General features: G+C 41.1%; 22 protein-coding genes. 6 read left to right on the top strand and 16 right to left on the bottom strand.

From position 1 onward, the window contains the following. Positions 1 to 174 precede the first annotated feature (174 nt). Positions 175 to 1,032, top strand: coding sequence for a MurR/RpiR family transcriptional regulator (locus ACXAEY_RS00785; protein WP_270180547.1), 858 nt, complete (start codon positions 175 to 177; stop codon positions 1,030 to 1,032). Positions 1,033 to 1,369: 337 nt separating this feature from the next. On the opposite strand, the gene ACXAEY_RS00780 is transcribed toward ACXAEY_RS00785, so the two are convergent. Beyond that, entirely contained in the window at positions 1,370 to 2,569 is a 1,200-nt protein-coding gene (locus ACXAEY_RS00780) for a class I SAM-dependent rRNA methyltransferase (protein WP_474809805.1), read from the bottom strand. Positions 2,570 to 2,682: 113 nt separating this feature from the next. Here ACXAEY_RS00780 and ACXAEY_RS00775 point away from each other — a divergent pair, with 113 nt between their 5' ends. Both ACXAEY_RS00775 and ACXAEY_RS00770 read left to right on the top strand, forming a co-directional pair. After that, entirely contained in the window at positions 2,683 to 2,832 is a 150-nt protein-coding gene (locus ACXAEY_RS00775; RefSeq protein WP_270180549.1) for a hypothetical protein, read from the top strand. A gap of 59 nt (positions 2,833 to 2,891) precedes the next feature. Continuing rightward, a complete protein-coding gene (locus ACXAEY_RS00770) occupies positions 2,892 to 4,214 on the top strand; it encodes an MFS transporter (protein WP_474809802.1) in 1,323 nt (440 codons plus the stop codon). A gap of 45 nt (positions 4,215 to 4,259) precedes the next feature. Here ACXAEY_RS00770 and ACXAEY_RS00765 read toward each other — a convergent pair whose 3' ends face one another. Beyond that, positions 4,260 to 5,180, bottom strand: a complete 921-nt coding sequence (locus ACXAEY_RS00765; protein ID WP_474809800.1) for an alpha/beta hydrolase — start codon at positions 5,178 to 5,180, stop codon at positions 4,260 to 4,262. Between the two features lie 125 nt (positions 5,181 to 5,305). On the opposite strand from ACXAEY_RS00765, the gene ACXAEY_RS00760 reads away from it, so the two are divergent. Continuing rightward, positions 5,306 to 6,196: an ArsR/SmtB family transcription factor gene (locus ACXAEY_RS00760; protein ID WP_474809798.1), complete on the top strand. Its 891-nt coding sequence runs from the start codon at positions 5,306 to 5,308 to the stop codon at positions 6,194 to 6,196. A 27-nt stretch (positions 6,197 to 6,223) separates the two neighbouring features. On the opposite strand, the gene ACXAEY_RS00755 is transcribed toward ACXAEY_RS00760, so the two are convergent. Then, positions 6,224 to 7,861: a hypothetical protein gene (locus ACXAEY_RS00755; RefSeq protein WP_474809796.1), complete on the bottom strand. Its 1,638-nt coding sequence runs from the start codon at positions 7,859 to 7,861 to the stop codon at positions 6,224 to 6,226. Then, entirely contained in the window at positions 7,858 to 8,652 is a 795-nt protein-coding gene (locus tag ACXAEY_RS00750; RefSeq protein ID WP_474809795.1) for an ABC transporter ATP-binding protein, read from the bottom strand. The genes ACXAEY_RS00755 and ACXAEY_RS00750 overlap by 4 nt, the downstream gene beginning before the upstream one ends. A gap of 144 nt (positions 8,653 to 8,796) precedes the next feature. Here ACXAEY_RS00750 and ACXAEY_RS00745 point away from each other — a divergent pair, with 144 nt between their 5' ends. Beyond that, on the top strand, positions 8,797 to 10,248 hold the full coding sequence (locus ACXAEY_RS00745) for a phospholipase D family protein (protein ID WP_474809794.1): 1,452 nt from the start codon (positions 8,797 to 8,799) through the stop codon (positions 10,246 to 10,248). Positions 10,249 to 10,436: 188 nt separating this feature from the next. Here ACXAEY_RS00745 and ACXAEY_RS00740 read toward each other — a convergent pair whose 3' ends face one another. From ACXAEY_RS00740 to nagA, 5 genes are read right to left on the bottom strand one after another with little or no spacing between them, the layout of a single operon-like run. Continuing rightward, on the bottom strand, positions 10,437 to 10,667 hold the full coding sequence (locus ACXAEY_RS00740) for an excisionase family DNA-binding protein (RefSeq protein ID WP_270180556.1): 231 nt from the start codon (positions 10,665 to 10,667) through the stop codon (positions 10,437 to 10,439). A 36-nt stretch (positions 10,668 to 10,703) separates the two neighbouring features. Then, complete coding sequence (locus ACXAEY_RS00735; RefSeq protein WP_474809792.1) at positions 10,704 to 11,438, bottom strand: SIS domain-containing protein; 735 nt, start codon at positions 11,436 to 11,438, stop codon at positions 10,704 to 10,706. Positions 11,439 to 11,453: 15 nt separating this feature from the next. Further along, on the bottom strand, positions 11,454 to 12,176 hold the full coding sequence (locus tag ACXAEY_RS00730; RefSeq protein ID WP_270180558.1) for a GntR family transcriptional regulator: 723 nt from the start codon (positions 12,174 to 12,176) through the stop codon (positions 11,454 to 11,456). 16 nt (positions 12,177 to 12,192) lie between these two features. Further along, positions 12,193 to 12,927, bottom strand: a complete 735-nt coding sequence (nagB, locus tag ACXAEY_RS00725) for a glucosamine-6-phosphate deaminase (RefSeq protein WP_474809790.1) — start codon at positions 12,925 to 12,927, stop codon at positions 12,193 to 12,195. 20 nt (positions 12,928 to 12,947) lie between these two features. Continuing rightward, entirely contained in the window at positions 12,948 to 14,117 is a 1,170-nt protein-coding gene (gene nagA / locus ACXAEY_RS00720; RefSeq protein ID WP_474809789.1) for an N-acetylglucosamine-6-phosphate deacetylase, read from the bottom strand. Positions 14,118 to 14,305: 188 nt separating this feature from the next. On the opposite strand from nagA, the gene nagE reads away from it, so the two are divergent. After that, on the top strand, positions 14,306 to 15,667 hold the full coding sequence (gene nagE / locus ACXAEY_RS00715; RefSeq protein WP_474809787.1) for an N-acetylglucosamine-specific PTS transporter subunit IIBC: 1,362 nt from the start codon (positions 14,306 to 14,308) through the stop codon (positions 15,665 to 15,667). A 53-nt stretch (positions 15,668 to 15,720) separates the two neighbouring features. Here the strand turns inward: nagE and ACXAEY_RS00710 are convergent, their stop codons facing one another. The 7 genes from ACXAEY_RS00710 to ACXAEY_RS00680 all read right to left on the bottom strand — a co-directional run bounded on the left by ACXAEY_RS00710 (position 15,721) and on the right by ACXAEY_RS00680 (position 22,541). Beyond that, positions 15,721 to 16,293: a hypothetical protein gene (locus tag ACXAEY_RS00710; RefSeq protein ID WP_474809785.1), complete on the bottom strand. Its 573-nt coding sequence runs from the start codon at positions 16,291 to 16,293 to the stop codon at positions 15,721 to 15,723. A gap of 9 nt (positions 16,294 to 16,302) precedes the next feature. After that, positions 16,303 to 17,490, bottom strand: a complete 1,188-nt coding sequence (locus ACXAEY_RS00705; protein WP_270180563.1) for a ParM/StbA family protein — start codon at positions 17,488 to 17,490, stop codon at positions 16,303 to 16,305. Between the two features lie 382 nt (positions 17,491 to 17,872). Beyond that, positions 17,873 to 19,387 (bottom strand): malate:quinone oxidoreductase, encoded by a 1,515-nt coding sequence (locus ACXAEY_RS00700; RefSeq protein ID WP_474814689.1) that lies wholly within the window; start codon positions 19,385 to 19,387, stop codon positions 17,873 to 17,875. A 229-nt stretch (positions 19,388 to 19,616) separates the two neighbouring features. After that, complete coding sequence (gene rlmH, locus ACXAEY_RS00695; RefSeq protein ID WP_270180648.1) at positions 19,617 to 20,096, bottom strand: 23S rRNA (pseudouridine(1915)-N(3))-methyltransferase RlmH; 480 nt, start codon at positions 20,094 to 20,096, stop codon at positions 19,617 to 19,619. Positions 20,097 to 20,214: 118 nt separating this feature from the next. After that, on the bottom strand, positions 20,215 to 20,379 hold the full coding sequence (locus ACXAEY_RS00690; protein ID WP_270180564.1) for a CxxH/CxxC protein: 165 nt from the start codon (positions 20,377 to 20,379) through the stop codon (positions 20,215 to 20,217). An 80-nt stretch (positions 20,380 to 20,459) separates the two neighbouring features. Continuing rightward, positions 20,460 to 21,674 carry a S1C family serine protease gene (locus tag ACXAEY_RS00685; protein ID WP_474814687.1) on the bottom strand — a complete coding sequence of 405 codons (1,215 nt, stop codon included), beginning with the start codon at positions 21,672 to 21,674 and terminating at the stop codon, positions 20,460 to 20,462. Positions 21,675 to 21,746: 72 nt separating this feature from the next. Then, a complete protein-coding gene (locus ACXAEY_RS00680) occupies positions 21,747 to 22,541 on the bottom strand; it encodes an MBL fold metallo-hydrolase (RefSeq protein ID WP_474809782.1) in 795 nt (264 codons plus the stop codon). Positions 22,542 to 22,547: the final 6 nt, after the last annotated feature.

The following is a 22,547-nucleotide window of genomic DNA, read 5'->3' as shown; positions in this document are numbered from 1 at the left end:
TGAGTAAAGTGTCAAAATTGGAAAGCTATGTACATTCTGGAAAGAAAAAATATTTCCTATAAGCGAATTATACAATAAATATTTTTTATTGCAACCGCTTCCAAGAAATCTATTTTCATTAATTATGTAATCGGTTACAATAAGGAGATAAGGTATCGTGAGAGGAGAATGTTAATGTCTAGCACTGAAACCCGTCACTGTCTTCCTAGAATTCGCTCATCCTACTCTCAGTTTAGTGAAAAGGAGCGGCAAGTAGCGGATTATATCTTAAATCACTCAAGCAAGATCATACATAGCACGATCAATCAGGTTGCAGAAGACTTAGGAGTAGCTGATGCAACGGTTTTTCGGTTTTGCAAACGGATAGGCTTCAAAGGGTTTCAAGCGATGAAAATCGCGCTTGCAGCGGAAATCGTCAACCCGATTCAAGATATTCATGAAACCATATCAGAAACCGATTCAAAAAAAGATATAGCAGAGAAAGTTCTTCGTTCAAATATTAGAACGCTCGAAGATACGCTACACATTCTCGAGAACAGTAGTATAGAAAATGCTGTAGAAGCCCTTCTTAAAGCTGATCGGATCGAGTTTTATGGAAACGGCGGCTCAGGAATCATCGCTATGGATGCTCAGCATAAATTCATTCGGACAGGGTTAAGAACAGCTGCGTACAGTGACGCGCACTTGCAGATCATGAGTGCTTCTCAACTAACGGAAAGTGACCTTGCGATTCTCATTTCTCACTCTGGCACGAACAAAGACATGATTCGGGTAGCCGATATTGCAAATGAAAGTGGTGCTACGACCATTGCAATAACAAACCTTGCCACCTCCCCACTAAGTAAAAAAGCTGATATTTCACTATACACTGTTTCACAAGAAACAGAATTTCGCTCTGAAGCATTTGCATCGAGAATTGCTCAACTAAGTCTCGTAGACGCTCTCTACGTAAATGTCATGATCGCGAGAAAAGAGAAAGCGAAAGACTCTCTCCAGCGCATGAGAGAAGCAATTTCTACGAAAAGGCTATAATGAAAAAACCCCGCATGATTGCGGGGTAATAAGAGATTAATTTAAAAGCAAGAAAACGATTGCCTATGATTAATTTTCATATTTAATGTCACTATGTTATTTGTTTAGCTGCATTAATTTGCTTTCGTTCATCTTAACCTTGTAATATCGATGATTGGAGCGGAAGGATGCTCGACTCCTGCGGGCTGAGCGGGACAGGTGTGACCCCACAGGCGCGCGTTAAGAGCGCCGAGGAGGCACACCGCCCGCCCCGCGGAAAGCGAGCATCCTGGAGCGGAAATCCCACTTATTATGTCAAAAAAATCACCCCGCATAGAAGCGGGGTTTCTTGTCATCTTCAGCCTTTAATTTTCTCGATAAAGACGACTTTTAAATAATCTCCTTCTCGAAATTCTTTCGTTGTACGAAAATCTTCAGGAAGAGAATATTCCTCAAGCAGCCGATATTTTCCACCGGTTTCTTTAAACGCCTGATCAATAAACGTCTTAAACTTCCTCATATCATAACCACTATAATTGGTTGAAGCGACGATAATCCCCTTATCTTCTGTTATGGCGATCGTTTCCTTCAAAAGATTTTTGTAATCCTTTGCTGCACTGAACGTATGTTTCTTAGAACGAGCAAAGCTAGGTGGATCAAGAATGACCATATCAAACTTAAGGTTTTTCTTCACAGCGTACTTAAAGTACTTAAATACATCCATCACTAAAATGTTTTCTGATTCATAATCGATACCATTCAAACTAAACTGCTCGATCGTTTTATTTAAGCTTCGATTCGCAAGATCAACACTCGTCGTATGGGTCGCTCCACCTAACGAAGCGAAGACTGAAAACGCTCCAGTGTAAGAGAACGTGTTTAAAACCCGTTTCCCTTCAGCATATTTATCTCGAATGATTTTCCTGACAGGCCGCTGATCTAAGAACACGCCGACCATTGCACCTTCATTTAGGTATACGGCAAAATCCACACCGTTTTCTTTTACAACAAGTGGGAATTCACCACGTTCACCCGCAACGAAATCATCGTCTTCAACATATTGCCCTTTTGAATCAAATCGTTTTTTCTCATAGATGCCTTTGAAATCCACGAGTTTCTTTAACGCACTCACAACATCATTTTTAAACGAGTAAGCACCTTCACTATACCAATTGATCAGGTAATAATCGTTAAAACGATCGATCGTAATACCTCCGAGTCCATCTCCTTCACCATTCACAATACGAAAAGCAGTCGTATTTGGGTCTTCGAAGAATGGCTTTCTGTATTGAAGTGCTTGCTGTAGTTTGTTGACAAAAAATCCTTCATCAATGGACTCGTTCGCATCCTGGGTTAAGACCCATCCATAACCCTTGTTCTGCCTTCCATAGTACCCTTTTCCAATAAACGTTCCATCGGTATCTACTAGTTGTATAATCGTGCCCTCTGTTTTTAACTTCTCCGGGTTTACCAATGCTTCTTTAAAAATTAATGGGTATCCGTTCAGAAACTTTTTTCTGTGCTTCGGCTGAACCTGCACGCGCTCTTCGTTTCTCATCTTGTCATCCTATCTATTCTAGTTTTTCATCCTGACTGCATTATAACATGTTGCGATGTCACCACATAAATCCTTATGAACGTTCAAAAACTAAAGAAAAGGTGGTGGATACGATGAAAACGAAATCCGGAACGGATATCGAAGAAGTAAAGAAGCTGAATGCAAACTCTGGCCTAACGTATAATCAAGCAAAGCAAGAACTCGCAAAACGATTGGGAGCAAAAAAGAAGGGTGACAACCCGTCAAATGGGACTCTGGTATAGAGAATGGTTTACAATAAGCTGGTGTTGTTTCATTAAAGCAGCACCAGGAGGTTTACAGCATGACGAATCATGAAAACGGCTATTTTCGTACGATCATCATACTAAGCGCAGCTGTATGGCTCGTTGTTATGAATACAACGATGTTCAACGTCGCGCTTCCAAACATCTTGAATGAATTTCAACTGAGCCCGGCTGACGGAGCCTGGATCGTTTCGGGTTATTCCATTATCCTGGCTGTCTCAACGATCACGTATACGAGACTTTCAGATTATCTCCCGATACGGCGTCTCCTCATAACAGGTATCGTTATTTTTGGTATCGGATCATTACTTGGTTTTTTCGCGGAAAGTTTTGCGCTATTACTTACATCAAGACTGTTACAGGCCACTGGCGCTTCAGCAATTCCTGGACTGTCGATGGTATTTGCAGGCAGGTTTATCCCACTGAAAAAAAGAGGACGAGCAATGGCGTTCATCGCATCAGCATCTTCCCTCGGGTTCGGTCTAGGGCCTGTGATCGGTGGTATTATTACGGAATACCTTGATTGGAACTATTTATTTGTTGTTACGTTATTCGTACTTGTGCTGATCCCTGTTTTGTTTAAACGTCTGCCTGAAGAAGGAGTAAGCAAAGGATCATTTGATTTTATTGGTGCAGTGCTAACAGGGTTGTCCGTTACTAGCTTTTTGTTGTTTATATCAACATTTAACCTACTCTATTTAGTAGCTGGGATCGCTGCGATCGTGTTACTCGCACTTCGGATAACGAAAACAACCGTTCCTTTTATCCAACCTGACTTATTTAAAAAGCAGGGATATCGTCTTCTTCTTTATATGAGCTACTTGGGTTTCACGACACACTTTGCAATCTTACTCCTTATGCCCCTCATGTTACAAAACGTGTTTGGCAAAGGACCTTCGATCATAGGTTATATTATTTTTCCAGGTGCTATGTTATCAGCTGTGGCAGCCGTTTATGTTGGAAAGATGCTCGATCGTTACGGCAACATGAAGGTGATTTATCTCGCACACCTTCTACTCTTAATCTCAACAGTCATCTTTTATTTCTTATCACCGATCAATCCATACATGACGATGTTTGGCTATATGTTTACAAGCTTTGGATTTTCAAGCTTATCGTCGAGCACAACGAACGAAGTCTCACGCATCCTGCCTTCGTCCCAAACCGCTACAGGCATTGGGATGAAGCAACTCGTACAATTTGTTGGTAGTGCCTCAGGGGCAGTTCTTGGAGGTATCCTCCTTGAACTAAACGGATTGACTTACAGCGCGAGCTCATTTCAGCTAACGTACCTTTTTCTTCTCGTCATTATGGTTCTATCGTTAGGAATGGCGTTTCTCTATGCTAAGAAACATGTTTAAATCAGTAACGAGGCCTTTCAACAAATGAAAGGCCTCGTTTTCATGTTATTCCAGAACAAATCGAACCGCTTCTTCAAACACTTTTGGGAAGTCCTGAGGGAATGTATGACCCATTCCTTCCTTTACGATTAACTTGCATGGAACACTGTGCTTTCGAAGTAAAGAAACCGCTTTCAAAGCTGTTTCATAGAAAGGATCTTGATCCCCAGTGATCACGCAGCCTCGCACATTTGATTTACTATCGATTGCTAGTTTCTCTAATTTAGCTAAGTCTTCAAACGCTGGCACCACAGCGATGAAATACTCGAATTCTCCTTTTTCTAGAGCTAATTCTACTGCTCGACCGCCCCCTTGTGATGCACCAGAAAGAATAACTGGCTTTTGACCCCTTTCGTGTTGATTTAAAAACTGAGAAGTCATTTCTTCGATATCTCTCTGTGTTTGCTTAGGATCATCCCATGAGAAACAGCCATAGCTAAACAGCTGAGAAGACTGAGGAAACGCAATATGATACTTGTTAAGTATTCGATCATCTTTCCATTCTAGCGAAAAGTCCTTTACGTTAGATCCTTTCCAATGCAAAGACATCACTGAAACTTCGGCATTTGGATTTCCATCAACTTTTAAAAATGACCCAGCATGTTTAAGATTTTCATGAAAAAGTGTTTCACATTGATCGATAATCCTCTTAAATCCTTCTGTTTCTTTTAATAAGTTCAGTTCAGGGTCAGTCGTTAAAATTTCTGGATTCCACCAAAAACCATTGTCGATGGCACTCTGTAATTCGCCGATCGCTTCTTTGGTTTTTCCTTGTAGACAATAGACGTTGGCTTTCCAATGTCCTAAGCGGTCACGTTTTTCTGAAAACTGTGTTTTGGCCTCCTCCATAACCTCTAGTGACTGATCATAACGTTTGTTTTGAACGAGATCGATGACTTTCGTTTGACATTCTACAAAAGTTTGCATAAAACCCCTCCCCATCAGTTAGTTCAATAATAATTGAACAGATTGAACAGGTCAATATATTTGTAACTCTATATCTTAATCGTTATTACAATGGTAGAATAAAAAGAAAAACAGGAGGAGTTTCAATGACCTTCGATGTAAAGATGCTCTATTCCCCTGCACATGAATTACTATTAAGTTTCTCGCTATATAAAAGGCAAACACAAATGAAATACTTAGCGTTAAGTGCTACATGGCCTCAAGAAGTAGATAACGTTATCACTTCACCTTTAAAAGAACGCATCGCTTCAAAAAAAGATCTCTACTTCGAAGATTTGTCAGTTCTATTTATGAAGGAATGTCCTGAAGAAACCATCGAAGGTTTCTTCGAATGGTTACAATCCCAAACTGCCGGGAACATGTATGAGCTTCTTTCACCCTATGTAAAAAGCGCTCTACCATCAGACCTCGAGTTACAACGAGATGAGTTCATCTCATTACTAAAGGAATGGAAAGTTCAGTATTTTGATAAAATCGACCAGACCATTCTGGAAGATTTACGAAACGATGCATTACAGAAAAGTCATCTGCTCGAAACGTCGACACCAGCTAGGATGGTACAAAAAGCAACCCGATTCATTATCTTGAATGAAAACATTCGTGCCGTCTATTTAATTCCAGGTACACACTTTTATCCGATGTCTCTCATAGATCAATTTCATGAGACAGTATTTATCACCTATCCAGTAGGAACAAAGGAAAGTAATCAAGCAGAACTTCTAAGGGTCACTAAAGCGTTGAGTGATGAAAGAAGGATTGCGATCCTTCGTTTTCTTTCCACAGGAATCTACACGTTCACGAACATCGTCTCGGAAATCGGGATGGCAAAGGGGAACATCCATCATCATCTCTCCATCTTACGAGCAGCAGGACTTGTTGACATTCACATCACGGACGATCCACACACATTCTTTTACGGCACAAATCCGGACATCACTTCAAATTTATCGTCTAAACTAGATACTCTGCTCAAATAGGATTGGTACAGTAAAAAAAGAAGCTCCTCAACTAGAGGGGCTTCTCTTCAATCCATATTTCCAAATAAGCGGTGTAACGACTAGCGTAACTGCTAGATAAATCCAAACACCGAACGGAATTAATGTTGCACCAAAGTGAATCAACCCGAATACAGGTATCAATAGCGTAAAGGGCAACGTCTTCCATCCATCGCTTTGACTCCAGCTCTCAAAAGGCTCAGAGAAAGGGAGCGTACCTTTGATGATCTTAAAGCAAATAGCACTGTAGGTGAGCGTCACGAGCAGAACGATAAGAAGGTCAGGGAGAATACGAACACCGAATATCACCAAATAAATCACACTTACCGCGATGTACACAGGTAGAAACAAACGAACAATGAGTGCTTTTAGCGTACCTTTTATACTGTTTGTTAAATCAGTCACTGGCGAAACGTGATAAATCCATGCTCCTTTACTTTTACTCGAATACTGAAGCATAATGACAACACCTGGAATCATCATCAATGCGGCATAAATCGATAAATACGATCTACCGCTTCCTAACGCCTCGAATGAACCTGCGGCTGTATAATTATTGTAAAGAAAAACAAACGGAAAGATCATCGCAAAGCCAAGCGATGGATAGATCTTCAATTTTAACTCTCGTTCGTTCTTAAGCATCTTTTCAGCGAAATGATAAAAAGCATGCTCTTCCTTGCTTCGAGTAACGAAAGAAGCGATTCGTTTAAAGAGATCAAATCGCCCTCGCTTCGAAACCTTGGTCGTTTCATCCATTAGTTTTACAAGATTTTCTTCATATGCAGGGAGAATCTTCGTATAAGCAACAAACGAAAGGATCGGAACTAGAAGAGCAAGTGCTGTTAGTACATAATAATAAATTCCTGTTTCACCGTTCAGTACGATGGCGAACGGAGCACTGAACCATACCGGAGGCAGAAATACTGTCCACCATTCAGGTGTGAAGGTTGCCTCTAAATCTACGAACTCAAACGCACGTGCAACAACTTGATAACCAAGTACGATCGTAATCGACAAGCCGATCTGTACATAGTTGATCATATCTCTCAGCCGCTCTCCTCCAAAGAACTTTAAAATAAGGTAATAGAGCATAGCTGTTATCGCTACGATAAACAGATTACTAAGCAAGATTGTGAATACTAGTAACAAGCCAAATAATACTCCGTGTCGAATCGTACCGATAATGAGAGGGATGCTTATGATTGCAGCGGTTACGAAGAATAAATAAATCGTAACGTGAACTGCTTTTGAAGCACTGATCGTTTTACTTGTAATCGGTCTAGTTCCTAGAATCGTTTGATCTCTCACATCGAGAAGGACCGAAGAGAAATCAGAGATCATCGTTGTCATGATCAAAAACATGAACACTCCGAGGACCAAACTCACCTGAAACATGTAATTTTCACCAAAAAACAAGATTGGTACTAGCGTCAAACCAATAAACGCATAAAACCAGAGTGATTTTAAAAACTGATTACTGTCACTTTTGCTTTTTCCCATATTCTGACTCATTACTGTCGAGGTTCGTCTGCCATCCATCGTAAGTTTAACCTGCAGAATGCGCCGCATCGTACTGTAGTCGATGCCCGCTTTTTCAAAGAGTCCTTTAAACACATCTAACAGCTGCAACGATTTGAAGTTTTTCACCTCTTATCACGCTGTACGATTTGTACAAACTCCTCAGATAAATCCTTATATTCCTTAAACCCAGTCAGCTGGTTAAAAATTTCTTCTAATGAGCCTTCCTTATTCTGTTGCCTAAGCTCCTCGAAGCTTCCATCCGCAACGATCTTTCCCTCGTTAAGAAGCAAGATCCGGCTGCTGATTTTTTCAACGACCTCCATAATATGTGAAGAATAGAAGATTGTTTTACCTTGTTCAGATAGTTTTGCGAGAATTTCTTTGAAGATCATCACACTATTTGCATCGAGACCATTGATCGGCTCATCGAGAAACAAGAGGTCAGGATCATGCAACAGACTCGAAATGAGCAGCACTTTTTGTTTCATACCCTTTGAATAGGATGAGATACGAGAATCAAAGACTTCTTCGAGATCAAATATGCCCATTAACGCTCTCGCTTTTGTCTCTGCCTGTTCAGCGTCCATTCCGTACAATTCTCCTGTAAACGAGAGGTATTCTCGAGCAGATAAATTATCATAAAGATCAGCCATTTCCGGTACATAGCCAATCCTATACTTGTACTCCACGTTATTCTGCTTTATATTCTCACCGAATATCTCTACCTCACCTGCATATGTTGCTTCAAGTCCAAGCATGATCTTTACTGTTGTGCTTTTTCCTGCACCGTTTGGCCCTATGTAACCGATAATCTGCCCCTCGTATACATCGAGGTCGATGTCATCTAAAACAAGTTTGTCACCGTACCTTTTTGTTAACCCTTTTAAAGAAAGAACTCTATCTGGTTTTTTATCCATAGCATATCCCCCGTTTCATTTACCTGTTACGATGTTCTACGTAATTTTCCACAAAAGGTTTCAGGTGTTTCCTCGTTAAAGAGGATTATAGCCTCAGCCTATAAGGGTATATGACAAGTAAATAATTTTGAGGAGATCGACCAAATGAAGTCATGGTACAAGAAAAAACGTTGGATCGCATTAAGTATCTTTCTACTTATTTATAGTGGTGTGCTAGTCTATCACCGTTTCAAACCTCTTCCTGAAGGCATTTCATACGCCGGAGACGTGCACTCTTTACAAGGTGATGACGTTGAATTTCTATACGACTTAACGTACGACAAAGACGGAAAAGAAGTTTATGATCACTCTATTTTCGATGAAGTGAATAAGACGATTAGAGAAGCTGACGAGTTTCTCGTATTAGACCTTTTCCTTTTCAATGGATTCACGAATGAGAAAAGAGATTATCCTACTATCAGCGAGAACCTATCAAATTCGGTCATTGAAGTAATGGAAGAAAACCCATCATTGAAAGTCGTTTTGATCAGCGATGAAATTAATACGACGTACAATTCTCACGAAGCTCCTCAAATCGATAAACTAAGAGAGATGGGGGCTGAAGTGGTCTATACGGACCTTAACCGTTTACGTGACCCTAACTTGTTTTATTCAGGATTATGGCGCATGACGTTATCATGGTTTGGTCAAAATGGAACAGGCTGGATTCCTAACCCTTTAGCACCTACAGCACCAAAAGTAACGATGCGTTCCTACTTAGATTTATTCAACATTAAAGCAAACCATCGAAAAACAGTCATGACAGAAGATGAGGGTATCATCATGTCAGCTAACCCTCATGATGCGAGCGGATTTCATTCAAATATCGCTTTTCGCGTAAAAGGTTCCATACTGAATGATTTGATTCAGTCAGAGAAAGCGGTAGCTGCTTTTTCCGGGGGAGATTTATCAGAGTTTCCTAAACTTCCTGCAGTAAAGTCATCAGATAAGGAAAGCGACTCAGACATCAAGGGTAGGATCGTCACAGAAAGTAAAATTCAAGATAGCGTAGTAACTGCGATCGACAATGCACAGGAAGGCGATGAAATTAACATCGGCATGTTTTATCTCGCCGATCGTGACATCATCGATGCGATCGTTGACGCAACTGAGCGGAAAGTAAACGTCCGTATGATCCTTGACCCTAACCAAAATGCATTCGGACACCAGAAGATGGGCTTGCCTAACCTACCTATTACCGGCGAGCTTCATAAACAAGGAGACGACTATTTAACGATTCGATGGTATGACACAAATAAAGAACAGTTTCACACTAAGATGCTGTATGTAAAAGGGCAAGAAGAAAGTACGATCATTGGAGGATCGAGTAATTATACTTCGAGAAATCTGGACGACTACAATATGGAGACTAACATTCACTTAAGTGCCCCAAATGATTCTGAGCTAGTAAAGGAAGTCGATCGGTATTTTGAGCGAATGTGGGATAATGAGGACGGGGTCTATACAGTAGATTATTCTAAGTATCAAAATACATTGTCAGCATTTAAATACATCATGTATATTCTTCAAAAGCTGTTCCAGGTTACAACTTACTAATACACAAAAAACCCCGGGTTTACCGGGGTTTTTTACATACGCTTTGCTTTACTTTTATTTCTCATCTTTCTTACGATCGGATAGATGATCGGGCCGTATTTAATCGCTCGTTTGATTAACTTCTTCATAACGAATGCCTCCCTTTGTAAGAGTGCTATTCCCGAATTCAGCAATCATAAACCAATCGATCAATCCTCATCCTTAACATCTGGATCTTCTGGAAGTGGTTCGTTCATCTCTTCTTCCATTCTCTGTTTATATTTCTCTAGTTGTTCTAAGTGCGTATTGAACTGTTCTTTATAAATCAAATATTGTTCTCCATCATGAAGGACTCGAATACGTTTTTCTTGGATCAGCGTTTCGATGTACTCTTCGGGTAACGATAAATATTCCGCTGTTTCTTTTACTGAGAGATACAAAAAACTCTCCTCCACTTCCTTAAAGGATCACTATCATTATAGCATTGGTATCCTTTGTTTATAGGTATCGATCAATTTCTTATTGTGTAAGTCCGTTCCGTCGATATTCCCGCTCTGAAACACAGGTGGTTCCACGCCTCGACGGATCAGCTGATCGATCACTTTGGCAACGATCCCATCTAGTAGCGCCATTCCAACTACAGAAGAAAGAGGACCATATGAAAAGCTATTTTCTATAGAAAACGCAGAATCTCCAGGCTCAATATGATTATCAAGTATAAGGTCTGCAACGTCTTTTAAATACAGTCCCTCGTTATGGCGCGAAGGCTCCTGTTCGCTCGCTGCCAATGAAGTCATCGCAATGACAAATGCGCCTTGTTGCGCACTGATACGTGCCACATCAACTGGGACTGGGTTGCGTCCTGAGTTAGATACGACGATCACGACGTCTCCACTCCTGATATCCTGTTGCTCCATGAAGGTCGTCGCATACCCGTTCATCCGTTCATACTCTGATGCTTTGCTGCCACCTTGATGTAGCATCAATTCTTCAACAAATATAGGACGAACTGCCGCAATTCCCCCAGCGCGATAAAACATCTCTTCTGCCATCATGTGTGAATGACCACAACCAAAAACATGAATGATATTACCAGATTCCACAACGTCAGTTAGGACGTTAGCAGCTTGATCTATGTTTCGACGTTCCTGTTTTTCAATAAGATTCAACACTTTGGTTATTGCTGAAAAGTATTCTGAAAGCACAGCCATACCTCCTGTAAAAGGTTATCGCTTCATTGTAATGGTAAATTTATAGCGATCCGCCCTGTAAGATGATTTCACCACTTCAAGCGGGGTGTCATCAGCAAGCTTCGTGTTTCTTTGGATAAGGAGGATCGGTGAACCCTTTTTTATTTTAAGGTACTGTGATTCCTGCTGCGTTGCGATAGACGACTCTAACACTTGTGTTGCTTCACCAATTTTGATCGAAAGGTGGTTTTCAATATAATCATACAATGATTGACTAACCGTATCCTCTGTTATCCCCTTTACAAGGTTTGCAGAAATAAAAGTAGTCTCTAGCGCCATCGGAATTCCGTCTGCTAGCCTCACACGCTTTATCTCATACACTGGAGCATGCTCCTGGATGTTCAATTGCTCAGAAATAGAGGCTGGTGACGATACGATTTCGAAGCTGATCAGCTTGCTGCTCGGGACCATTCCTCTACTCTGCATATCTTCTGTGAAGCTGGTCAGCCCTACAAGCTGCTGTTCGATCTTCTTCTCAGCCACAAAGGTACCGACTCCTTTTTGACGAAAAAGGTAGCCTGAATTAACGAGCTCTGTGATTGCCTGTCTCACAGTCATTCTGCTGATTTTAAATCTTTCTGCATATTCTCTTTCAGAAGGGAGAGAATCACCTGGTTTAAGCTCTCCCTTGTCAATCATCCCTTTAATCAGTTCTACAAGCTGATAATATATTGGTAAAGGGGATGTTTTATCTATCATCAATACGATTCTCCTTTCAGCCGTGTGGAACGTCTGACAACGCTTTTTGATCGGCAATTATTGTAACGTTTTGGTGCGTTGTTAAAATAGAAGCTGGAAATTCTTCTCCAACGTCCCCTTGAAGTAACTGTCGAAGTGCGTGAGCCTTTTCTTCTCCTGATACTAGCAATAGAATTTCCTTACTCTTCATAATCGTTGAGATTCCCATCGTAATCGCTTCTCTTGGGACCTCATCAATACCATTAAAAAACCTTGCATTTGCTTCACGCGTAGATTGAGCAAGTTCTACGACATGAGTTCTTGCATGAAACGATGTCCCAGGTTCATTGAATCCGATATGGCCATTGCTCCCTAAACCTAGAAGCTGAGCATCGATGCCCCCGGATTCCTCAATCAACCTTTCATAATTCAAACATTCGCTTGTTATATCCGAAGCCACACCGTTAGGCAGATGCCTTTGTTTAGCAGGAATATCGACCTTATTAAATAGATGGGTTTTCATAAATTGATGATAACTATTAGGGTGGTCCGCAGGTAACCCAACATACTCATCTAAATTAAACGTGCTCACACGGCTGTAAGAGGTGTGGTTTTTGTAATAATCTTCTGCCATTCTTTGATACGTGCCTCTCGGTGTACCGCCTGTAGCCAATCCAAGCGTGACCTCTGGGTTTTCTTTTACCCTTTCAATAAAGAAGTCAGCTGCGAGATGACTAAGTTCCTGATAATCAGTTGCTTTTATGATTCTCATACTGCCCCTCCTTATGTTGACTATGAACGTACACCTTTACAGAACGTTTCATAAATTTCTCCTTCTTCATCAAGAAGGATGAGGTCTGCATCTTTTCCTACTGCGATACTTCCTTTACGATCAAAAACACCTAATTGGCGTGCTGGGTTTTCAGCTGCCATTTTAATCGCACTTTGTAGAGAGCAGCCCGTAAAGGTTTGAATGTTCTTCAAAGCTTGATTCATTTTTAATACACTTCCAGCAAGCGTACCGTTTTCTAACAATGCCTTTCCATCCTCTACAGAAACGTCCTGACCACCAAGGTCATAGCTTCCATTCTTCAAGCATTTCGCACGCATGGAATCTGTGATCAATACGATTCCCTCATCGTTTTTTTGGCGATAAGCTAAATCGATCATTTCAGGCCGCACGTGATGCCCATCCGCAATGATCTCTGCTTTCAGTTCTGGAAATAGCAAAGCAGCGCCGGCAACGCCAGGCTCTCGATGGTGAAGTCCTCTCATTCCATTGTAGAGATGTGTTACATGAGTTGCACCATTTTTAATCGCTTCTTGAACATCCTCGTATGTTGCATCAGAGTGACCGATCGAAGCAACGATCCCTTGCTTGGATAAGTAACGAACAAGTTCCATTCCACTGCCTAACTCAGGTGCTAACGTCACGAGCTTTACTGTGCCTTGCGCCAATTCGTTCCATCTCTTAAATACAGAGATATCCGGCTTCTGAATCGCTTCAGAAGGCTGCGCTCCTGCGCGAATGTGATTAATGAACGGTCCCTCTAAATGAACGCCTATAATCTCTGCGTGTCCAGGAGATTGCTTATTTAGTATATAATCTCCTACATTTGATAACGCTGTCTCGATTGCAACATCATCGTTCGTGATCGTAGTAGCAAGAAAGCTTGTCGTTCCTTCAGAAGGAAGTGTTCTCGCGATCGTTTCAATCGCTTCAGGAGTAGCGTCCATTGTATCTGCTCCATTGGCTCCATGAATGTGAACATCGATCATTCCTGGCAATAAACTATGGTTTTTCGGGGCCTGATAGACCGGTTCATCAGGGCTTGTCTCAAGGGAGTTAGAATGCCCGATCGCCACGATCTTTCCATTTCTAACTTTGAGATAACCATTCTGAATCGTTTCATCTTCAGCATATATTTTCACACGATTTATAACAAAGCTATCTCCATTCATACGATCAAACTCCTTGTTTGGACTTGTTATATAAATTTTACCACCACAAAGTACAGTTGTCTATACCAGATAAAGGGTATCAGAATAATTTAGGTCTAAATTGGTATAGACAACTATATTTAATTGTTGTTATGATTGTTTTAGAGTTAAAACGTTTTCAATACGACTAAAAGGAGGTAGAAGTTGTTATGTTAGGAGCTTTACAAAGAATAGGTAAATCATTGATGCTGCCGATCGCTGTATTACCAGCGGCTGCTCTATTGCTTCGTTTAGGACAGGATGACCTGCTGGGAATTCCGTTCGTAGCGGCTGCCGGTGGAGCTATTTTCGATAATCTTGCACTTATCTTTGCGATAGGGGTAGCCATTGGTTTCTCAAAAGACGGAAGCGGTGCTGCGGGACTAGCAGGGGCAATCGGTTATCTTGTCCTTACGCAGGGGTCAAAAGCCATCGATGATAATATCGAGATGGCCGTACTTGGTGGTATTATTTCCGGGCTCATAGCCGGCTTATTGTATAACCGTTTTTATAATGTCAAATTACCTAGCTGGCTCGGTTTTTTCGGTGGAAGACGATTTGTACCAATCGTAACCGCAGCTACAATGGTTATTTTAGCTGGAATATTTGGGTTTATATGGCCACCTATCCAAGATGGAATCAACGCTCTCGGACAGTGGATCATTGATGCTGGTGCGCTTGGAGTAGGGGTATTTGGATTCTTGAATCGACTCTTGATTCCATTTGGACTACATCACGTGCTAAACAGTCTTGTTTGGTTTGTATTCGGTGAATACAATGGTGCAACGGGAGACCTCAACCGTTTCTTTGCAGGAGATCCATCAGCCGGTATCTTCATGACGGGCTTCTTCCCGATTATGATGTTTGGCTTACCAGCAGCATGTCTAGCCATGATCGCAACGGCAAAAAGGGAGAGAAGAGCAGAGGTAAGTGGTATGCTTATCGGGATCGCTTTCGCATCATTTCTTACGGGTATCACGGAACCGATCGAATTTGCATTTATGTTCTTGTCACCATTCCTTTACGTCATTCACGCGCTTCTAACGGCAAGTTCCATGGTGCTTGCATACGTACTTGATATCCATCACGGATTTGGATTCTCGGCCGGAGCGATCGATTACTTTCTTAACTATGGATTAGCTCAAAAGCCACTACTGCTACTTGGTGTTGGAATAGGCTATGGTATCTTATACTTCATCATCTTCTTTTTCCTTATTCGAGCATTTAATCTTAAAACTCCTGGACGGGAAGATGACGATATGATTGCACAGGATGACACTCCAGCTGAAGGTGATAAATACGATCTTATGGCTGGTCACTTTGTAAGAAGTATCGGTGGAATTGATAACATCTCATCGATCGATAACTGTACAACACGACTCAGGTTACAAATTAAAGATGCTTCACTAGTGAACGAAGCAGAGTTGAAGAAATACGGAGCAAGAGGTGTGGTGAAAGTGGATAGCCGCAACCTGCAGATCATCGTAGGTACGGACGTTGAGTTCGTTGCTGACGCTATGCGAAAGCTTTAATGATATTGCCCGGAAAATATAACGTAAAGAGGCAGGAGAGATCTCCTGCCTCTTTATTTATTCATTTTGTCTAAGAAACCTCCAAGCAAATCTTCATCACTCTCAGGTTCTTGCTCGACTGATGAACTTTGCTCTTGTTTTGCGTGCTCCCAGTCGAAATTCATTAGATCATCATCGTTCCGTGTAACTTCTGACTCAGATTGACCTTCTTCAACACGTTCTTGTGTAGGTGCGGCTTGTGAGCCGTTCTCCTGCCAGTAAAGGGCTTCTTCAATATCTAGAGAACTACTTGTAAACGTGGCTAATACCGATGCTGCACGAAGAGGATCTGATAAAATCTGATAAACAATATTGCCTAGAAGTGCCTCAGAGTGTTCATGCTTTAACCAATCCCGCTGGGCTTTGCTCAAACTTTTTGGTAGAGGAACAGTAATGGCCTCTTTATCTCGCTTAATCGTTTGAGTGACACCTTCAAGGACATACTCTGCAATCCGACTCGAGAAATTTCTCTTCTCTTCTTCTTTTAATTTCTGCAATTGTTTCAGAATGTGATCAGGTGTGTCAGAAGGCAGCCGAAACGTGATGGCCTGACCCCTCTGAATCCCTGTCATCCCCGCCTTTTTCATCAAATCACCCTAGTTCTTGACCTTGTGCTTTTCTTCCTTTTTCTCTTTTGAAGACTCTTTTTTAAGCTTTCGATTGTAGTCTGAAATCAACTTATAGTAAGCATTAGACATCATCCAGATGCTTTCTTTTTCATCTTCAAAGAAGTCGATATTATAGCCGTCCAGGTTGTTGTTTAATGTCTTAAGGTAATCTTTAAGGACGATCGAGCCACCACCTACAAAGTAGCAAATTTCAGTTTGAGAGTTCTTTTGCCACACATTACGAAGGTGACGGTACTGTTTCTTTGCAAGTTCAAGAAGAATACGGTCTGTAATATCATGAACGCTCGTGCGACTGCCTCGAACCATGATGTGATTACGATCATTTTTCTTGGTGATGATATCGACTACATCGCGTCTGCTGTCTAGCTCAACGCCGTGTTTAGAACGGATTTCTTCACGAATCAATTCTAGCGATTCCGCTACTCCGATGTTAAAACCTTGTGCTTTGTCATCATCAACGTTTCTATTCTTGATAACTGCGATATCAGTAGATAGGCCACCAATATCTTGAATAAGGATACGCTTATCGATTAGATCCTTATTTATGATGTTTAGGTCGTTATCCATTACTAGATTGATATAAGCAGCAAAGCCTTCAGGATAAACTTTTACTTCATCAAACTTAATATTAACCTTCTTACCTTGGTGCTTAGGCGTTACTAAGAACTCTACCTGGTGCACAGATCCTAGTAGTCTTGAGCGATAACCTACATCCTTACCTTCCTTCACTTCACGAAGTGGAAGTCCAGTACCGAGTGTATAATTCGCATCGATTACGCCATTCTGATTCTTGAAATTTGCCGTGTTCTTCTCATCCACTGCATCCAACGCAAGTGATGCAAAAAGCATAATCAACGTTTGGTCTTCTTCTGATTTAGCGCTACCTGGATCAAGCTCTGTAGGATTATCACTAGTTGTCGCAAGGTTTCCTACTCGGTAAATCGCATTGTTATCTTGAAGAGCAGGGGAGTGTACTCTGATGTGGATTCCATCAAGAGGATCCTTCGTATCAAGTTCTTCAATACCAATTACAGGACGGTCCTCAATATCTCTTGCTATCACGTTTGGTATGTATAAGTCGGATTCAAGTTTTCCATAAATTCCTTTTAGAGAATCATTACCAACATCAACTGCTGCAATTCTCGAATTACTCATAAATCGATCCACCCTTTCAAATTTAAATGAATCTAGTATTTCTACTATTAAGTTAAAAGTTATAGAAGATTTCGTCTTTCGTCAATGAGTCATTCTATCTAGTTTACAATTATGTATACTTGTGTACAAATTTGTTTACATGTATACATTTTTTGTTTACTTGTTTACAAATACGTACACATACCGTTACTAAGCCATGTATACAATAAAGTAAACAAGTGTACATTTTGCGTATACTTGTAAACAGAATTGCAAACAAGTACACACTTTTGTATACTTTTATTTTTTCATTGCAAGTCTCCCCCCTCTACTCTATCCATGCAATCTTTATGTAAGGCCAAATAAAAAGCCAGGCGATCAAAATGCGCCTGGCTAGAATTTATTAGCTATACACGACTTCCTGTTGATACAAACCGAGTGTGTTAGCAGTTGAAGTATGAATTTCTTTAAAAAGTTCAGGGTTCTCAGCTAACGACTGGCCGTAGGAAGGGATCATTTCTTTAATTTTAGGCTCCCAATCTGCCAAATATTGCGGGAAACAACGTTCAAAAAGCTCAAGCATTACATGAACAGCTGTAGAAGCACCCGGAGAAGCACCAAGTAGAGCAGCAATCGAGCCATCAGAAGCGTTTACAATCTCAGTGCCGAATTGCAGCGTCCCCTTGCCACCAGTTTCCGTATCTTTGATAACCTGCACACGCTGACCTGCTACAACAATTTCCCAGTCTTCAGATTTAGCATCCGGAATAAATTCACGTATCTCTTCCATGCGCTGCTCATGAGACTGCATCACTTGTTGAATCAAGTATTTTGTAAGTCCCATCTCTTTCATTCCTGCCGCCATCATCGTTAACACGTTGTTTGGTTTAACGGAGCTTATCAGATCAAGATTTGAACCGCCTTTTAAGAATTTTGGCGAGAAACCAGCAAATGGGCCGAATAGCAAGCTTTTCTTATTGTCGATATACCTCGTATCCAGGTGTGGAACAGACATTGGAGGGGCTCCTACTTTGGCTTTACCGTAAACTTTCCCATGGTGCTGCTCGATTACCTCTGGGTTTTTACACACCATAAAGAGTCCACTTACAGGAAACCCGCCAATATGCTTCGATTCAGGGATACCCGTCTTCTGTAACAGATGAAGACTTCCCCCTCCACCTCCAATGAAAACGAAGTCGGCGGAATGGTATTCCAAGTTATCGTTTTCCATATCTTGAACCTTAACTTCCCATTGTCCGTCTTTCTTACGCTTAATATGTTCTACACTATGATTATAATTGATGGCAACGTTTTCACTTTCTAAATTCTTAAATAGTAAACGCGTTAGCGCACCAAAATTAACGTCTGTTCCGGAGTCGATTTTCGTAGCTGCAATTGGTTCCGTTGATGAGCGTCCGTTCATAATAAGTGGCATCCACTCTTTAAGCTTCTCAGGATCATCTGAAAACTCCATACCTTGAAACAAAGGCTTCTTTGACAACGCTTCCATCCGCTTTTTCAAGAATGCCACATTCGCCTCACCATGTACGAGACTCATATGGGGAATCGGCATGATAAAATCTTGAGGATTATCGATCAAGCCTCTGCTTACGAGATGAGACCAATACTGTCTTGATAACTGAAACTGCTCGTTTACTTTAACAGCTTTACTAATGTCGATCGATCCATCTGCTTTTTCAGAAGTATAGTTGAGCTCACAAAGCGCAGCATGGCCTGTCCCAGCGTTATTCCACTCATTAGAGCTTTCCTCTCCTGCACGGCTTAGCTTTTCAAATACTTTTATGTTCCAATTCGGTGCTAACTCTTTCAGTAATGATCCCAAAGTGGCACTCATGACACCAGCACCAATTAAGATAACGTCTTTTTTGTGATTGTTACTCATGATATCCTTCCTTATCTCTAATAGTAATAAAGAGTATGCGCACAAGCTTCATCAAAGCAAGGCGTCACTTTGGCACTTTCTTTTTCTATCTCCATTATAACCATTTTATAGATTTATTTCACAATTGTAAAAAATATCTATAAGTTGCAATTCTAATGGAAAGGGAAACAGCTATCATAGGGAGGGAGTTTGCAGTAATATAAAAGCGTTTCTCCTATTAGAGAAACGCTTTAGTAGACTTTCATTACTTATGATACGGTTCACCACGGTTAATCTTGAACGCGCGGTAGATTTGCTCGACGAGAACAAGCCTCATAAGCTGATGAGGGAACGTCATCTTAGAAAAGGATAGTGTATCATTCGCTCTTGTCATAACGTCCTCACTCAAGCCTAGAGAGCCTCCTATGACGAACGCTACTTTACTTTTACCATATGTGGCGAGCTGATCCAGGTCTTTCGCCAGTTTTTCAGAGGTTTTCATGTTTCCTTGAATCGCTAATGCGATCACGTGAGCGTCTGGAGAGATTTTCGATAGAATTCTGTTCCCTTCAGCTTGTTTAACCTGTTCCATTTCAACTTCACTAAGATTCTCAGGTGCTTTTTCATCTGGGACCTCGATCACTTCTATTTTTGCATAAGGTCCAAGTCGTTTCGTATACTCAGCAATTCCTTGTTTAAGGTATTTTTCTTTTAATTTTCCTACCGTCACGATGCTGATATTCAAATCGATCATTCTCCTCCCACAGTCGTTCTATATACAGTACATCCACAATTAATAAACATGTTATCAACAGAACTTATCCACATATACACATTTTCTATCCACATGTCGTGACCGAATATTAGTTCGACACCATATATACGGCAGGTTTACTACAGTATTTACATGTTGTGGACAAGTTTCCATCATTCTTTTCAAGCTTTTCTAAAACGGGAAACTGCTCCGTTTCATCTACAGTCACATCTAAAGCAAGCTCTACATGCTCTTCACAACAATGAATTTTCATTTAGGCCATCCTTTCTAGTTATCCACTGTGCATAACTCAAACAGTAAAACAGGAGAGTTTCCTCTCCTGTTAATAAGTGATTATGAGGTTTGTTGTTCAGATAACGTTACCTTTACATTTTGCTTTTTTCCTTCACGATAAATCGTCATCGTTACTGAATCCCCGATTTCTTTTTTGGAATAAAGAAACTTCCGTAAGTCTATTGAGTTCTTTATCGTTTCTCCGTCTATCGCAGTAATCACATCTAACTCTTTAAGTCCAGCCTGATATGCTGCTGACGTTGGAAACACACTCATGATGACAACACCGTAATCGATATCCATTGGAAGCTTTAACGATTCACTCCAATGGTAAGTTGGTATTTCAGATAGAGATTTCGTTCCAACTCCTATTTGAGGTCTTCTGACTTCACCATAAGTCTCTAAGTCGTTAATGATTGGTTCTGCGATATTGATAGGGATCGCAAACCCAATTCCTTCTACACTCGACCTCGCAATTTTCATCGAGTTGATACCGATCAACTGGCCAGAAATGTTAATTAAAGCTCCTCCACTATTCCCTGGATTGATAGAGGCATCTGTTTGAATAACATCAGCATTCCAATCGATCGTTCCGTTTTGGTCTGTATCGACCGGAAATGAGCGTTCAGGATTACTTACGATGCCTTGTGTGACAGTTCCTTCAAGGAAGCCGAGTGGATTACCGATTGCGACCGCTGGCTCTCCTGGCTTTAATTTATCTGAATCTCCAAAATCAGCTACCATCGTTACGTTAGCAGAAGGAATTTTTAATACTGCAAGATCCATTAATGGGTCGGTACCAACAAGCTCAGCAGCAACTCGTTGCTCTGCACTTAAACTAACTTCGATCTGACTTGCACCTTGAACAACGTGATTGTTTGTAACGACGAATGCAGTATCGCCCTGTTTCTTGTAGATAACGCCAGAACCTGCTCCAGCTTCACCGTAATCTTCAGCCCAGAAATCTGTTTTCTGAAGGTTAATGACCCCTACAACCGCTTCGTTGACCTTCTCAACCGCAGTCGTAATATCATTCGTTACATCTACACTGATACTCTTTGTTATCGGATCCTGGTCAAGCTGACCGTTCGATTCCTCTTCAGGTGCGGGAGATGTTACTTCTGGTAATACTCCAAGCCCAGACAAGGCTGGAACCGTAAAAAGGATGATCAATGCACCTAAAATAGCACCAAGAAATCCAGCAACAAGTGCACCACCACGGTTTCCTTTTTGTTTAGTGGTCCGGTTATAATCCTCACCATCATAAAAGCCCAATTTTTTCACCTTTCCTTTCCTATCAAAAAAGGTGGACCTAATTGAGACTATCCATCCAACCTTGAACAGACATCATACTTTTGTTAGAAGCGTAGGGGTTGTAGGATCTGTATCATAGAGATCGAACTGTTCACCTACAGCAAAACCATTTTGTTCAAGAGACTGTTGAACTGACAATCTTGCCAGGTCCTTCATGTTATTATCTTTACTTAAATGGGCTAAATAAATACGCTTCGTTTTATCACCGATGATATCTGCGAGGGCTGCTGCTGCATCTTCATTCGAGACGTGTCCCATATCTCCAAGAATTCGTCTCTTAACGTTCCAGGGATACCTTCCCATCATCAACATATTGATGTCATGGTTTGCTTCAAAGATAAGCATATCCGAATCCCGAATCGTCCCCTTGATCCGTTCACTAACATAGCCAAGGTCGGTTGCTAGACTCAGCTTCTTCCCTTCATGATGAAACACGTAAAACATGGGCTCAGCCGCATCGTGAGAAACACCGAATGATTCTACATCTAAGTCGTGAAATGTTTTAACAGTCTCCATGTCAAAATGGAACTTCTGGTCGAGAGGAACTTCACCGATCGACCGCTCCATTGCATTCCATGTTTTTTCATTTGCATAGATCGGTAGTTTGTAACGACGAGCAAAGATCCCTAGACCTTTAATATGGTCACTATGTTCATGAGTTACGAGCAAACCATCTATTTCTTTAGGATCGATGTGAGCTTTGGCGAGTAACTCTTCAAGCTTCTTCCCGCTCAACCCTGCATCTACCAAAAACTTTTGTTTCTCTGTACCGACAAATAGTGCATTCCCCGTACTACCACTTGCAAGCACGCTAAATTTAAGAGACATATTCCA

The organism is Anaerobacillus sp. ABA4_114 (assembly GCF_056159065.1).
This window is presented reverse-complemented; position numbering and strand designations above follow the sequence as displayed.

Excerpts from the sequence above, each read along its gene's own strand:
- ACXAEY_RS00785 (WP_270180547.1), top strand. The coding sequence starts at position 175 with ATGTCTAGCACTGAAACCCGTCACTGTCTTCCTAGAATTCGCTCATCC.
- ACXAEY_RS00780 (WP_474809805.1), bottom strand. The coding sequence starts at position 2,569 with ATGAGAAACGAAGAGCGCGTGCAGGTTCAGCCGAAGCACAGAAAAAAG.
- ACXAEY_RS00775 (WP_270180549.1), top strand. The coding sequence starts at position 2,683 with ATGAAAACGAAATCCGGAACGGATATCGAAGAAGTAAAGAAGCTGAAT.
- ACXAEY_RS00770 (WP_474809802.1), top strand. The coding sequence starts at position 2,892 with ATGACGAATCATGAAAACGGCTATTTTCGTACGATCATCATACTAAGC.
- ACXAEY_RS00765 (WP_474809800.1), bottom strand. The coding sequence starts at position 5,180 with ATGCAAACTTTTGTAGAATGTCAAACGAAAGTCATCGATCTCGTTCAA.
- ACXAEY_RS00760 (WP_474809798.1), top strand. The coding sequence starts at position 5,306 with ATGACCTTCGATGTAAAGATGCTCTATTCCCCTGCACATGAATTACTA.
- ACXAEY_RS00750 (WP_474809795.1), bottom strand. The coding sequence starts at position 8,652 with ATGGATAAAAAACCAGATAGAGTTCTTTCTTTAAAAGGGTTAACAAAA.
- ACXAEY_RS00745 (WP_474809794.1), top strand. The coding sequence starts at position 8,797 with ATGAAGTCATGGTACAAGAAAAAACGTTGGATCGCATTAAGTATCTTT.
- ACXAEY_RS00735 (WP_474809792.1), bottom strand. The coding sequence starts at position 11,438 with ATGGCTGTGCTTTCAGAATACTTTTCAGCAATAACCAAAGTGTTGAAT.
- ACXAEY_RS00730 (WP_270180558.1), bottom strand. The coding sequence starts at position 12,176 with ATGATAGATAAAACATCCCCTTTACCAATATATTATCAGCTTGTAGAA.
- nagB (WP_474809790.1), bottom strand. The coding sequence starts at position 12,927 with ATGAGAATCATAAAAGCAACTGATTATCAGGAACTTAGTCATCTCGCA.
- nagA (WP_474809789.1), bottom strand. The coding sequence starts at position 14,117 with ATGAATGGAGATAGCTTTGTTATAAATCGTGTGAAAATATATGCTGAA.
- nagE (WP_474809787.1), top strand. The coding sequence starts at position 14,306 with ATGTTAGGAGCTTTACAAAGAATAGGTAAATCATTGATGCTGCCGATC.
- ACXAEY_RS00710 (WP_474809785.1), bottom strand. The coding sequence starts at position 16,293 with ATGAAAAAGGCGGGGATGACAGGGATTCAGAGGGGTCAGGCCATCACG.
- ACXAEY_RS00705 (WP_270180563.1), bottom strand. The coding sequence starts at position 17,490 with ATGAGTAATTCGAGAATTGCAGCAGTTGATGTTGGTAATGATTCTCTA.
- ACXAEY_RS00690 (WP_270180564.1), bottom strand. The coding sequence starts at position 20,379 with ATGAAAATTCATTGTTGTGAAGAGCATGTAGAGCTTGCTTTAGATGTG.
- ACXAEY_RS00680 (WP_474809782.1), bottom strand. The coding sequence starts at position 22,541 with ATGTCTCTTAAATTTAGCGTGCTTGCAAGTGGTAGTACGGGGAATGCA.